Raw genomic sequence first — 13,625 nt, 5'->3', positions numbered from 1 at the left:
CTTCATCTACCTCGTTCTTTTGTAACTCCGTACAGAGTGTCCTACAACCCCAAGAGGCAAGCCTCTTGGTTTGGGCTGATCCCGTTTCGCTCGCCGCTACTCAGGGAATCGCATTTGCTTTCTCTTCCTCCGGGTACTTAGATGTTTCAGTTCCCCGGGTCTGCCTTCTCATATCCTATGAATTCAGATATGGATACCACTCCATTACGAGTGGTGGGTTTCCCCATTCGGAAATCTCCGGATCAAAGCTTGCTTACAGCTCCCCGAAGCATATCGGTGTTCGTCCCGTCCTTCATCGGCTCCTAGTGCCAAGGCATCCACCGTGCGCCCTTTCTAACTTAACCGTTAAAAAGAATCACTATGTGATATCTTGTATTACTAATTGAATGTGATGTCTACTGTTATCTAGTTTTCAAAGAACAACGTATAGGACATGCTAACACATGCGTTCCCACAGATGTGGCGCATTTAGCAGGTGTTCCTATGTTTTTGAAGGAATGATCCTTCAAAACTAAACAAGACAGGGAACGTTCTGTTTATAAGACCCAAGGTCTTATATTCCGTAATATATCCTTAGAAAGGAGGTGATCCAGCCGCACCTTCCGATACGGCTACCTTGTTACGACTTCACCCCAATCATCTGTCCCACCTTCGGCGGCTGGCTCCTAAAAGGTTACCTCACCGACTTCGGGTGTTACAAACTCTCGTGGTGTGACGGGCGGTGTGTACAAGGCCCGGGAACGTATTCACCGCGGCATGCTGATCCGCGATTACTAGCGATTCCAGCTTCACGCAGTCGAGTTGCAGACTGCGATCCGAACTGAGAACAGATTTGTGGGATTGGCTTAACCTCGCGGTTTCGCTGCCCTTTGTTCTGTCCATTGTAGCACGTGTGTAGCCCAGGTCATAAGGGGCATGATGATTTGACGTCATCCCCACCTTCCTCCGGTTTGTCACCGGCAGTCACCTTAGAGTGCCCAACCGAATGCTGGCAACTAAGATCAAGGGTTGCGCTCGTTGCGGGACTTAACCCAACATCTCACGACACGAGCTGACGACAACCATGCACCACCTGTCACTCTGCCCCCGAAGGGGACGTCCTATCTCTAGGATTGTCAGAGGATGTCAAGACCTGGTAAGGTTCTTCGCGTTGCTTCGAATTAAACCACATGCTCCACCGCTTGTGCGGGCCCCCGTCAATTCCTTTGAGTTTCAGTCTTGCGACCGTACTCCCCAGGCGGAGTGCTTAATGCGTTAGCTGCAGCACTAAGGGGCGGAAACCCCCTAACACTTAGCACTCATCGTTTACGGCGTGGACTACCAGGGTATCTAATCCTGTTCGCTCCCCACGCTTTCGCTCCTCAGCGTCAGTTACAGACCAGAGAGTCGCCTTCGCCACTGGTGTTCCTCCACATCTCTACGCATTTCACCGCTACACGTGGAATTCCACTCTCCTCTTCTGCACTCAAGTTCCCCAGTTTCCAATGACCCTCCCCGGTTGAGCCGGGGGCTTTCACATCAGACTTAAGAAACCGCCTGCGAGCCCTTTACGCCCAATAATTCCGGACAACGCTTGCCACCTACGTATTACCGCGGCTGCTGGCACGTAGTTAGCCGTGGCTTTCTGGTTAGGTACCGTCAAGGTACCGCCCTATTCGAACGGTACTTGTTCTTCCCTAACAACAGAGCTTTACGATCCGAAAACCTTCATCACTCACGCGGCGTTGCTCCGTCAGACTTTCGTCCATTGCGGAAGATTCCCTACTGCTGCCTCCCGTAGGAGTCTGGGCCGTGTCTCAGTCCCAGTGTGGCCGATCACCCTCTCAGGTCGGCTACGCATCGTTGCCTTGGTGAGCCGTTACCTCACCAACTAGCTAATGCGCCGCGGGTCCATCTGTAAGTGGTAGCCGAAGCCACCTTTTATGTTTGAACCATGCGGTTCAAACAAGCATCCGGTATTAGCCCCGGTTTCCCGGAGTTATCCCAGTCTTACAGGCAGGTTACCCACGTGTTACTCACCCGTCCGCCGCTAACATCAGGGAGCAAGCTCCCATCTGTCCGCTCGACTTGCATGTATTAGGCACGCCGCCAGCGTTCGTCCTGAGCCAGGATCAAACTCTCCGATAAAATGGATCACAGGTTAAGTTCATCGCATCCTGCGATGACACCTGCGTGACCTGCGTCCTACAGGCCTAGTTTGACTGACTACGCACATTGCTGTGCGATTTATAAAAAATGAATTAACAGGTACGTTTTGTCTTGTTTAGTTTTCAAAGATCATTTCGTTTGTTCGCTTTGTTAAAGCAACTTTATTAGTATACAATGCTACTTCTTCAAAGTCAACAACTTTTTTAAAAAATGGTGGAGCCTAGCGGGATCGAACCGCTGACCTCCTGCGTGCAAAGCAGGCGCTCTCCCAGCTGAGCTAAGGCCCCATTGAAATGGTCGGGAAGACAGGATTCGAACCTGCGACCCCATGGTCCCAAACCATGTGCTCTACCAAGCTGAGCTACTTCCCGATTCCCTATCTATTCTATAACAATAATGGCGCGCCCGAGAGGAGTCGAACCCCTAACCTTTTGATCCGTAGTCAAACGCTCTATCCAATTGAGCTACGGGCGCAATCAATTTTACAATATCCCGTTGGGATAAAAATGGAGCGGAAGACGGGATTCGAACCCGCGACCCCCACCTTGGCAAGGTGGTGTTCTACCACTGAACTACTTCCGCATATCGCAATAAAAAAAGCTTTCTCTTTTTTGAGAAACCTTGGTAATAACACACTTAATAAAGCTTCCAAGCGGGCTCGAACCGCTGACCTCTTCCTTACCATGGAAGTGCTCTACCTGCTGAGCTATGGAAGCAATGGCTCCGCAGGTAGGATTCGAACCTACGACCGATCGGTTAACAGCCGATAGCTCTACCACTGAGCTACTGCGGAATAATATAAGCTTCATAAACAAACATGGTAGAAATAACAAAACTGCTTGGCGGCGTCCTACTCTCACAGGGGGAAACCCCCGACTACCATCGGCGCTGAAGAGCTTAACTTCCGTGTTCGGCATGGGAACGGGTGTGACCTCTTCGCTATCGCCACCAAACAATTTGAGAGATGTTCTCTCAAAACTAGATAACAGATGTGACACCATTCAAAATGTGGTTAAGTCCTCGATCGATTAGTATCTGTCAGCTCCATGTGTCGCCACACTTCCACCTCAGACCTATCAACCTGATCATCTTTCAGGGATCTTACTTCCTTGCGGAATGGGAAATCTCATCTTGAGGGGGGCTTCATGCTTAGATGCTTTCAGCACTTATCCCGTCCGCACATAGCTACCCAGCGATGCCCTTGGCAGAACAACTGGTACACCAGCGGTGCGTCCATCCCGGTCCTCTCGTACTAAGGACAGCTCCTCTCAAATTTCCTGCGCCCGCGACGGATAGGGACCGAACTGTCTCACGACGTTCTGAACCCAGCTCGCGTACCGCTTTAATGGGCGAACAGCCCAACCCTTGGGACCGACTACAGCCCCAGGATGCGATGAGCCGACATCGAGGTGCCAAACCTCCCCGTCGATGTGGACTCTTGGGGGAGATAAGCCTGTTATCCCCGGGGTAGCTTTTATCCGTTGAGCGATGGCCCTTCCATGCGGAACCACCGGATCACTAAGCCCGACTTTCGTCCCTGCTCGACTTGTAGGTCTCGCAGTCAAGCTCCCTTGTGCCTTTACACTCTGCGAATGATTTCCAACCATTCTGAGGGAACCTTTGGGCGCCTCCGTTACCTTTTAGGAGGCGACCGCCCCAGTCAAACTGCCCACCTGACACTGTCTCCCCGCCCGATAAGGGCGGCGGGTTAGAAGGTCAATACAGCCAGGGTAGTATCCCACCGATGCCTCCACCGAAGCTAGCGCTCCGGTTTCCAAGGCTCCTACCTATCCTGTACAAGCTGTACCAACATTCAATATCAGGCTGCAGTAAAGCTCCACGGGGTCTTTCCGTCCTGTCGCGGGTAACCTGCATCTTCACAGGTACTATAATTTCACCGAGTCTCTCGTTGAGACAGTGCCCAGATCGTTGCGCCTTTCGTGCGGGTCGGAACTTACCCGACAAGGAATTTCGCTACCTTAGGACCGTTATAGTTACGGCCGCCGTTTACTGGGGCTTCAATTCGCACCTTCGCTTACGCTAAGCGCTCCTCTTAACCTTCCAGCACCGGGCAGGCGTCAGCCCCTATACTTCGCCTTACGGCTTCGCAGAGACCTGTGTTTTTGCTAAACAGTCGCCTGGGCCTATTCACTGCGGCTCTCTCGGGCTTGCACCCTAACAGAGCACCCCTTCTCCCGAAGTTACGGGGTCATTTTGCCGAGTTCCTTAACGAGAGTTCTCTCGATCACCTTAGGATTCTCTCCTCGCCTACCTGTGTCGGTTTGCGGTACGGGCACCTCTCACCTCGCTAGAGGCTTTTCTTGGCAGTGTGGAATCAGGAACTTCGCTACTATATTTCGCTCGCCATCACAGCTCAGCCTTATGGGAAACGGATTTGCCTATTTCCCAGCCTAACTGCTTGGACGCGGATATCCAATACCGCGCTTACCCTATCCTCCTGCGTCCCCCCATTACTCAAATGGTGAGGAGGTGGTACAGGAATATCAACCTGTTGTCCATCGCCTACGCCTTTCGGCCTCGGCTTAGGTCCCGACTAACCCTGAGCGGACGAGCCTTCCTCAGGAAACCTTAGGCATTCGGTGGAGGGGATTCTCACCCCTCTTTCGCTACTCATACCGGCATTCTCACTTCTAAGCGCTCCACCAGTCCTTCCGGTCTGGCTTCACAGCCCTTAGAACGCTCTCCTACCACTGTTCGAAGAACAGTCCGCAGCTTCGGTGATACGTTTAGCCCCGGTACATTTTCGGCGCAGAGTCACTCGACCAGTGAGCTATTACGCACTCTTTAAATGGTGGCTGCTTCTAAGCCAACATCCTGGTTGTCTAAGCAACTCCACATCCTTTTCCACTTAACGTATACTTTGGGACCTTAGCTGGCGGTCTGGGCTGTTTCCCTTTCGACTACGGATCTTATCACTCGCAGTCTGACTCCCAAGGATAAGTCATTGGCATTCGGAGTTTGACTGAATTCGGTAACCCGGTAGGGGCCCCTAGTCCAATCAGTGCTCTACCTCCAAGACTCTTACCTTGAGGCTAGCCCTAAAGCTATTTCGGAGAGAACCAGCTATCTCCAGGTTCGATTGGCATTTCACCCCTACCCACACCTCATCCCCGCACTTTTCAACGTGCGTGGGTTCGGGCCTCCATTCAGTGTTACCTGAACTTCACCCTGGACATGGGTAGATCACCTGGTTTCGGGTCTACGACCACGTACTCATGCGCCCTATTCAGACTCGCTTTCGCTGCGGCTCCGCATCTTCTGCTTAACCTTGCACGGGATCGTAACTCGCCGGTTCATTCTACAAAAGGCACGCCATCACCCGTTAACGGGCTCTGACTACTTGTAGGCACACGGTTTCAGGATCTGTTTCACTCCCCTTCCGGGGTGCTTTTCACCTTTCCCTCACGGTACTGGTTCACTATCGGTCACTAGGGAGTATTTAGCCTTGGGAGATGGTCCTCCCGGATTCCGACGGAATTTCACGTGTTCCGCCGTACTCAGGATCCACTCAGGAGAGAACGAAGTTTTGACTACAGGGCTGTTACCTTCTATGGCGGGCCTTTCCAGACCTCTTCATCTACCTCGTTCTTTTGTAACTCCGTACAGAGTGTCCTACAACCCCAAGAGGCAAGCCTCTTGGTTTGGGCTGATCCCGTTTCGCTCGCCGCTACTCAGGGAATCGCATTTGCTTTCTCTTCCTCCGGGTACTTAGATGTTTCAGTTCCCCGGGTCTGCCTTCTCATATCCTATGAATTCAGATATGGATACCACTCCATTACGAGTGGTGGGTTTCCCCATTCGGAAATCTCCGGATCAAAGCTTGCTTACAGCTCCCCGAAGCATATCGGTGTTCGTCCCGTCCTTCATCGGCTCCTAGTGCCAAGGCATCCACCGTGCGCCCTTTCTAACTTAACCGTTAAAAAGAATCACTATGTGATATCTTGTATTACTAATTGAATGTGATGTCTACTGTTATCTAGTTTTCAAAGAACAACGTATAGGACATGCTAACACATGCGTTCCCACAGATGTGGCGCATTTAGCAGGTGTTCCTATGTTTTTGAAGGAATGATCCTTCAAAACTAAACAAGACAGGGAACGTTCTGTTTATAAGACCCAAGGTCTTATATTCCGTAATATATCCTTAGAAAGGAGGTGATCCAGCCGCACCTTCCGATACGGCTACCTTGTTACGACTTCACCCCAATCATCTGTCCCACCTTCGGCGGCTGGCTCCTAAAAGGTTACCTCACCGACTTCGGGTGTTACAAACTCTCGTGGTGTGACGGGCGGTGTGTACAAGGCCCGGGAACGTATTCACCGCGGCATGCTGATCCGCGATTACTAGCGATTCCAGCTTCACGCAGTCGAGTTGCAGACTGCGATCCGAACTGAGAACAGATTTGTGGGATTGGCTTAACCTCGCGGTTTCGCTGCCCTTTGTTCTGTCCATTGTAGCACGTGTGTAGCCCAGGTCATAAGGGGCATGATGATTTGACGTCATCCCCACCTTCCTCCGGTTTGTCACCGGCAGTCACCTTAGAGTGCCCAACTGAATGCTGGCAACTAAGATCAAGGGTTGCGCTCGTTGCGGGACTTAACCCAACATCTCACGACACGAGCTGACGACAACCATGCACCACCTGTCACTCTGCCCCCGAAGGGGACGTCCTATCTCTAGGATTGTCAGAGGATGTCAAGACCTGGTAAGGTTCTTCGCGTTGCTTCGAATTAAACCACATGCTCCACCGCTTGTGCGGGCCCCCGTCAATTCCTTTGAGTTTCAGTCTTGCGACCGTACTCCCCAGGCGGAGTGCTTAATGCGTTAGCTGCAGCACTAAGGGGCGGAAACCCCCTAACACTTAGCACTCATCGTTTACGGCGTGGACTACCAGGGTATCTAATCCTGTTCGCTCCCCACGCTTTCGCTCCTCAGCGTCAGTTACAGACCAGAGAGTCGCCTTCGCCACTGGTGTTCCTCCACATCTCTACGCATTTCACCGCTACACGTGGAATTCCACTCTCCTCTTCTGCACTCAAGTTCCCCAGTTTCCAATGACCCTCCCCGGTTGAGCCGGGGGCTTTCACATCAGACTTAAGAAACCGCCTGCGAGCCCTTTACGCCCAATAATTCCGGACAACGCTTGCCACCTACGTATTACCGCGGCTGCTGGCACGTAGTTAGCCGTGGCTTTCTGGTTAGGTACCGTCAAGGTACCGCCCTATTCGAACGGTACTTGTTCTTCCCTAACAACAGAGCTTTACGATCCGAAAACCTTCATCACTCACGCGGCGTTGCTCCGTCAGACTTTCGTCCATTGCGGAAGATTCCCTACTGCTGCCTCCCGTAGGAGTCTGGGCCGTGTCTCAGTCCCAGTGTGGCCGATCACCCTCTCAGGTCGGCTACGCATCGTTGCCTTGGTGAGCCGTTACTTCACCAACTAGCTAATGCGCCGCGGGTCCATCTGTAAGTGGTAGCCGAAGCCACCTTTTATGTTTGAACCATGCGGTTCAAACAAGCATCCGGTATTAGCCCCGGTTTCCCGGAGTTATCCCAGTCTTACAGGCAGGTTACCCACGTGTTACTCACCCGTCCGCCGCTAACATCAGGGAGCAAGCTCCCATCTGTCCGCTCGACTTGCATGTATTAGGCACGCCGCCAGCGTTCGTCCTGAGCCAGGATCAAACTCTCCGATAAAGTAGTTTGACTGACTACGCACATCACTGTGCGATTTATAAAAAAATGAATTAACAGGTACGTTTTGTCTTGTTTAGTTTTCAAAGATCATTACTGCCGCTTAACGAAGCAGCTTTATTACTATAACATTCAGCTTCTTTTAAGTCAATAACTTTTTTCAAAGCATTTAATGAAGCTTTTAATTGTTGTCAGCTGTTTATCAGCGACGAATAATAATATATCACGGATATTATCAAAAGGTCAACACCTAATTTAAGCTGTATACAAAGATACATTTTATGGGTTATATTCAATCGGCCATGCTCATAAGATGTAATACAAGAACAATGGACAAGATAAGGAGGCTTCATCAGTGAATCACTTCTATGTGTGGCACATTAAACGAGTGAAACAATTTATCATTATACTTATCGCCGCATTTGCAGCAGCTAGCTTTTTTTATATCCAAAGAGCTGTCCCGCTTCCCGTGTTTTCAACTGACACCGGACCTAAAGCCATTTATAAAGGAGAAACAGATTCGAAAGAAGTTGCCCTTACTTTTGATATCAGCTGGGGTGATGAAAAAGCAGAACCTATACTTAATACTCTGAAGGCGAACGGGATTAAAAATGCGACGTTTTTTCTTTCCGCTTCTTGGGCTGAACGCCACCCCGACACAGTGGCACGTATCGTGAAGGACGGTCATCAAATAGGGAGCATGGGCTACGCCTATAAAAACTATGCCAATTTAGAGAGCAGCGAAATAAAAAAGGACATTAACCGTGCGCAAACTGCCTTTGAAAAGTTAGGGATCAAAGACATACAGCTATTAAGACCCCCTACCGGACAATTCAACAAGAATGTTCTAACGGTCGCAAAGCAATACAACTATACGGTCGTTCATTACAGCATAAACTCTCAGGATTGGACGAATCCCGGAGTTGAAAAAATCATCGATAATGTGACCCAGCAAGTTTCCGGAGGAGACATTGTTCTTTTACACGCCTCCGATTCGGCAAAACAAACAGAAGAAGCGCTGCCCGATATCATCCATCAGCTGAGAGAAAAAGGATTAAAAAATGTAACCGTAGGTGATCTCATTGCAAATTCTGATGCCAAATCCTCAGAGATAAAGTAATTACTTCGCTGCAAACTTTGGCAGCATCAGCAATTGGAAAGCATTACACGCCATTAACGGAAAAAGCATTAAATAAAGCCAGTCCTCATCATTTACTCTTAACGCAGGGAACCATTCTAATGCAGTAATCACAACCATTAAAAACAATGATGACACAAACGTTTTTTTAGGGGACTGCTTTTGCTTTATATATGCTGTTACCACCCCAAAGATCAATAAAAATACCGGTAACCACGCATAGCCAGTCAGCGATTCTCCGCTCTCTCCAAAAAATAAAAACCGCACGTACATTAAATCAAAAGCAACAAACAAGATGAAAAACAACTGAAGCAAATTCCACAAAGATGAGGATCTTAATATCTCAAGTGCAAACCGGTGAACGGTTAAAAAAACGAAAAACCCCATTTGGCTGATTACACTAAAAATCATGCCTACTCCAACAAACCAAAATAACACAGAGAAAATCTGCCCCGCTTCGAAGGCAAGAAACAGCCCCTTATATCCTCCCCATTTTAAAGCAAAACCCACAATACCCGTGATAACCGCTCCGACAGCTAAATTAGAAAAGAAAAAACGAACCAAACCACGGCTTTTCATTTCTTTCATCCACCCCTCAAGAATCGCAAACCGCGATATTTTGTTATGTATAATTCTAAACAGATGAATCATATTAAAAGTAAGACAAGTATGTGAAAGGAGCTTAACCATGTCAAAAGCCAAAACGCTATTGATAAGCTGTTTTTTGTTATTATCTGTAACAGCTTGTGCTCCAAAAGACCAAGCAGCGGATATGGACTATGATCAGACTAAAAAAATGGTTGTTGATATATTAAAAACTGATGATGGAAAGAAAGCCATTAAGGAATTATTAAACGATGATGCGATGAATGAAGCGTTGGTGATTGACCAAGATGCGATTAAAGGAACGATAGAAAAAACACTCACCTCTAAAAAAGGAGAAGAATTTTGGAAAAACATCTTTGAAGACACTGATTTTGCCGAAGGTTTTGCGAAAACTCTTCAAAAAGAGCATGAAAAAGTGATAAAAAAACTGATGAAGGACCCGGATTATCAGAAGATGCTGATGGACGTTATGCAAGATCCAGGCATGAATAAAAAGTACAGCCAACTGGCAAAAAGCCAAGAATTCCGCAGTTACTTAGAAGAGGTTATTAACGAAACACTTTCTAGTCCGCTTTACAAAAAACAGTTCGAAGATGAACTGAAAAAAGCAGCAAAAGAAACCGCCAAAGAAAGTGAATAAAAGGAGAGCCGGGATATAGAATCCCGGTTCGCCTTTTTATACTTGCACTGACATTTTGTCAACTATTTTTTTTGCGACATCCTGATATATTTCTCCTATAGGATGGCTTTTGTCATATACAGACGGAGCAAATTGATCCTTATCCCAATCAGGTTGTTTCAACGGGATTCTGCCAAGCAAAGGCACATTCAATTCCTCGGCTAGTTTATCTCCGCCGCCTTTTCCAAAGACGTATTCTCTTTCCCCTGTCTTTGCGCTTTCATAATAAGCCATGTTCTCTATAACACCAACAACTTCATGATCAGTTTTAATTGCCATAGAGCCTGCTCTAGCCGCTACAAAAGCAGCTGTAGGATGCGGCGTTGATACGATGATTTCTTTGCAGCTCGGAAGCATTGTATGTACATCGAGAGCAACGTCTCCTGTTCCAGGCGGAAGATCAAGAACAATATAGTCTACTTCTCCCCACTCTACTTCATGGAAAAAGTTGTTCAGCATTTTGCCTAGCATTGGCCCTCTCCATACGACCGGCGCATTTTCTTCTACGAAGAAGCCCATTGACATCACCTTTACCCCAAAGCGTTCAACAGGAAGAAGTTTCTCTCCTTCAATAGTCGGACGCACAGTGATGCCCATCATATCCGGCACACTGAAGCCATAAATATCCGCATCAATTAAACCGACCTTTTTCCCTAGACGAGCCAGAGCAGTAGCAAGATTTACTGACACAGTCGACTTGCCTACGCCGCCTTTTCCGCTTGCTACAGCAAGAAAGACTGGCGGATTATCCATATTTAATAATGTTTTTTTCTCAGCTGACGGCGCCCGGAACTTATCAACCGTTTCCTCAGGCAGCTCTTCAAATCGAAGGCCGACTGTCTCTGCACCTGCCCCTTTTAAGACGTTTACGATCTCTTGCTGAATCTGCATTTGTTCTGCGGTTCCGGTTTTTGCAAGAGCGACTTTTACACTGACATGCCGTTTTTCAGGCTTTATTTTAATTTCCTTAACGGCATCCAATTCTCCCAGAGGTCTTTGAAGAAAAGGTTCGCGCATTTCACCGACTAGTTTTCTTACTTCATCTTCTCTTATCATCGAACCTCACCCTTTTGTGTATTCGTTTTCAAGCAATATTATATCATACATAATTGGCGGGTGTCTTATGCTTAGAAGCATAAGAAAACCCTCCTTTACTCTGGAGGGTCTCCTTTTTCTGTGTAATATCGCATAATGCCTTTATATATGGAAGATGCCACCTTGTCCTGATATTTCGATTTCCCGAGCAGCTTTGCTTCACTAGGATTGGATAAAAACCCGACTTCTATAAGCGCTCCCGGTTTGGTGACGTTTTGCATTAAGTAGACACCATGAATCCGCTTTGCTTTCCGGGTTGTGTTTTCCAGGTTGCTTCTCAATTCATCCTGAATGTATTTCGCGACCTTCTCATTTTCTGCGTATTTTCCGAAATAAAAGCTTTGGGCTCCGCTCCACTTTTGCGAAGGAATCGCATTGAGATGAATACTGATATAGAGTTCAGCCTCTGAATGGTTTATTAATTTGACCCGCTGTCTCAAGTCTTCCGCTTTTCGTCTGCTATAGCCCTTCGTTCCTTCTGGAGCGAGATCGGTATCACTTTCCCTGGTCATAATGACAAGCGCCCCTTGTTCCTGAAGGTAGTCCCTGACTCTAAAGGCCACTTCCAGGGTTACATCCTTCTCTAACAGCTTTCCGCCGACTGCTCCGCCGTCAGGGCCGCCATGACCTGGGTCCAGATAAATAATTTTCCCGCTCAAGGGCAGACTCCACGGCTCCCATGAATCGTTATTGCTGAACTGATACTTAAATAGAAATAGTAATACGATGAAGCCTAGCAAAAAACCGAGCCATTTAAGCTTTCTCCTCATCCCTTCCCCTCCCGCTTGTCCGTTACTACTATAACTATGGGACAGGGCGGGGAAATATGATTATCGCATGCGAAGCTTACACTGTTTTTCTCTTTGGACAAACCCCTCTGTCCACCAGTCTTTAATGAACTTTCGTGCTGCTTCATAAACCGTATTTTTATCAAATGTTGCGTATTGCTCGTGTATCCAATTATAGAGATAATCAAAAAACTCCATACGCAGCTCTTCTTCTTCGCTTGCTGAGCGGGCACTGATGCTCTGCATGGATTCTCCGTAATAGCCGAATATCCCAAAACGCCCGCCTAACAAATAAGCTTCTATCGCAAAATCAATACAGCCTTCGCTGATAATATCTCTTTCATCATCTAAAAACGGGAATAATGGTTCCAAACAGTCCTTAACAGACAGAATAATTTGCCTCAGAGAGAGTTCTTTGAGCAAGTTTTTTTCTAATTCATAATCCTTTTGGCGTTTCACATCCATAAAAGACAGTACCTCTGCCATACAAATTCACTCTCCTTTTACCGGTTATTTTGAGGTTTGGATGGTGAAACCATGCCCGAATTCGGTTGGAAATTCGCCCAAATGAAGGTGCAGAGACCGGTAAAAAGAAGGGGATTTAGAAGCTTTCCACAGGGAACAGAACGAATGTTCTTTCTATAGCATTATAAAAGCAGCCCCTCTAATAGGTTGCTGCTTTTCATACTTTCACACTTCTTGTTGCAGAATATGTATGAATATATTGGTCCAATACAAAACCGCCTTTATCTTCATAAAAGCCAGTGACGATAAAACCGGCATCAATTTGGCCCTTGATTTGGTCTTCTAAGGAATGGCCGAATTCCAGAGCTTCTTTATTTTCAATCAGTTTTTTCACTTTATGTTTTGGAAGATCTTCTGGGTCGGCATATGGAATAGAGTGTTTTACTTTTAAAATACCTTGCTGTTCTAATTCTACATCAAACAGAAATACGACAGGATTGACAAAACCCGAGATTAGAGCGCCGTTTTTTTTCAGCACACGGTAGGCTTCCTTCCAGACTGGGAGGACATTCTCAACAAAAACATTAGCAACAGGATGTACAATCATATCAAATGATTCATCCTGAAATTGACTGAGATCGTCCATGCTTCCTTTGACAGGATGTATCGCGAGACGATCGCGCTCAGCAACCATTCTATCCTGATCCAGCTGCTTTTCCGAGTTATCTAATACAGTGACATCCGCTCCTGCGGCTGCCAAAATAGGACCCTGCTGGCCGCCACCTGATGCTAAACAGAGAACTTTCAGCCCGTTGACAGGGGGAAACCAATCCCTCGGTACATCTTTCATTGGTGTCACCCTTATATCCCAATTTCCTTTTTTCGCTTGTTCGATGACATGCTGCTCGACAGCAACAGTCCATTCATTACCTGTTTCTACTTTTTGATCCCAAGCTTTGCTATTATGATCTACTAACGCATTCATGAATC

The 13,625-nt window shown here is 47.6% G+C and carries 7 protein-coding genes, 6 tRNA genes and 5 rRNA genes (1 of these 18 only partly in view); 2 read left to right on the top strand and 16 right to left on the bottom strand.

The features are described 5' to 3' along the window. The 11 genes from ABZM97_RS01020 to ABZM97_RS00970 all read right to left on the bottom strand — a co-directional run. A 23S ribosomal RNA gene (locus ABZM97_RS01020) occupies window positions 1-344 on the bottom strand; it reaches 2,584 nt to the left of the window's first position. Between the two features lie 233 nt (window positions 345-577). Further along, window positions 578-2,127, bottom strand: a 16S ribosomal RNA gene (locus ABZM97_RS01015). Window positions 2,128-2,359: 232 nt separating this feature from the next. Then, window positions 2,360-2,435 (bottom strand) — tRNA-Ala (locus ABZM97_RS01010). A 7-nt stretch (window positions 2,436-2,442) separates the two neighbouring features. After that, window positions 2,443-2,519: transfer RNA gene (locus ABZM97_RS01005), tRNA-Pro, on the bottom strand. Window positions 2,520-2,545: 26 nt separating this feature from the next. After that, window positions 2,546-2,622, bottom strand: a tRNA-Arg gene (locus ABZM97_RS01000). A 33-nt stretch (window positions 2,623-2,655) separates the two neighbouring features. After that, a tRNA-Gly gene (locus tag ABZM97_RS00995) sits at window positions 2,656-2,730 on the bottom strand. A gap of 61 nt (window positions 2,731-2,791) precedes the next feature. Then, window positions 2,792-2,864, bottom strand: a tRNA-Thr gene (locus ABZM97_RS00990). Between the two features lie 2 nt (window positions 2,865-2,866). After that, window positions 2,867-2,941, bottom strand: a tRNA-Asn gene (locus tag ABZM97_RS00985). A 44-nt stretch (window positions 2,942-2,985) separates the two neighbouring features. Further along, window positions 2,986-3,101, bottom strand: a 5S ribosomal RNA gene (rrf, locus tag ABZM97_RS00980). Window positions 3,102-3,156: 55 nt separating this feature from the next. After that, window positions 3,157-6,084: ribosomal RNA gene (locus ABZM97_RS00975) — 23S ribosomal RNA — on the bottom strand. A gap of 233 nt (window positions 6,085-6,317) precedes the next feature. Further along, a 16S ribosomal RNA gene (locus ABZM97_RS00970) occupies window positions 6,318-7,867 on the bottom strand. The 16S, 23S and 5S rRNA genes sit together here with 6 tRNA genes alongside, the layout of an rRNA operon. 352 nt (window positions 7,868-8,219) lie before the next feature. Between ABZM97_RS00970 and pdaB the strand changes: the two genes are divergently transcribed. Next, window positions 8,220-8,984 carry a polysaccharide deacetylase family sporulation protein PdaB gene (pdaB, locus tag ABZM97_RS00965; RefSeq protein WP_087991714.1) on the top strand — a complete coding sequence of 255 codons (765 nt, stop codon included), beginning with the start codon at window positions 8,220-8,222 and terminating at the stop codon, window positions 8,982-8,984. Here the strand turns inward: pdaB and kbaA are convergent, their stop codons facing one another. Beyond that, window positions 8,985-9,581 carry a KinB-signaling pathway activation protein gene (kbaA, locus tag ABZM97_RS00960; protein WP_253269137.1) on the bottom strand — a complete coding sequence of 199 codons (597 nt, stop codon included), beginning with the start codon at window positions 9,579-9,581 and terminating at the stop codon, window positions 8,985-8,987. A gap of 109 nt (window positions 9,582-9,690) precedes the next feature. Here kbaA and gerD point away from each other — a divergent pair, with 109 nt between their 5' ends. Next, window positions 9,691-10,248 (top strand): spore germination lipoprotein GerD, encoded by a 558-nt coding sequence (gene gerD / locus ABZM97_RS00955; protein ID WP_087991713.1) that lies wholly within the window; start codon window positions 9,691-9,693, stop codon window positions 10,246-10,248. A gap of 36 nt (window positions 10,249-10,284) precedes the next feature. Here gerD and salA read toward each other — a convergent pair whose 3' ends face one another. The 4 genes from salA to ABZM97_RS00935 form a co-directional block, all read right to left on the bottom strand. Beyond that, window positions 10,285-11,343, bottom strand: coding sequence for an iron-sulfur carrier protein/transcriptional regulator SalA (gene salA, locus ABZM97_RS00950; protein ID WP_087991712.1), 1,059 nt, complete (start codon window positions 11,341-11,343; stop codon window positions 10,285-10,287). A 95-nt stretch (window positions 11,344-11,438) separates the two neighbouring features. Further along, window positions 11,439-12,152 (bottom strand): N-acetylmuramoyl-L-alanine amidase CwlD, encoded by a 714-nt coding sequence (gene cwlD / locus ABZM97_RS00945; RefSeq protein WP_087991711.1) that lies wholly within the window; start codon window positions 12,150-12,152, stop codon window positions 11,439-11,441. Between the two features lie 60 nt (window positions 12,153-12,212). After that, window positions 12,213-12,656 carry a YbaK family protein gene (locus tag ABZM97_RS00940; RefSeq protein WP_087991710.1) on the bottom strand — a complete coding sequence of 148 codons (444 nt, stop codon included), beginning with the start codon at window positions 12,654-12,656 and terminating at the stop codon, window positions 12,213-12,215. A gap of 196 nt (window positions 12,657-12,852) precedes the next feature. After that, complete coding sequence (locus ABZM97_RS00935) at window positions 12,853-13,620, bottom strand: class I SAM-dependent methyltransferase (protein WP_087991709.1); 768 nt, start codon at window positions 13,618-13,620, stop codon at window positions 12,853-12,855. Window positions 13,621-13,625: the final 5 nt, after the last annotated feature.

Origin of the sequence: Bacillus vallismortis, assembly GCF_040784915.1 — a bacterium.
GTDB lineage: Bacteria > Bacillota > Bacilli > Bacillales > Bacillaceae > Bacillus > Bacillus subtilis_G.
The sequence above is the reverse complement of the archived record's forward strand: the minus strand, read 5'-3'. Positions and strand labels throughout refer to the sequence as shown.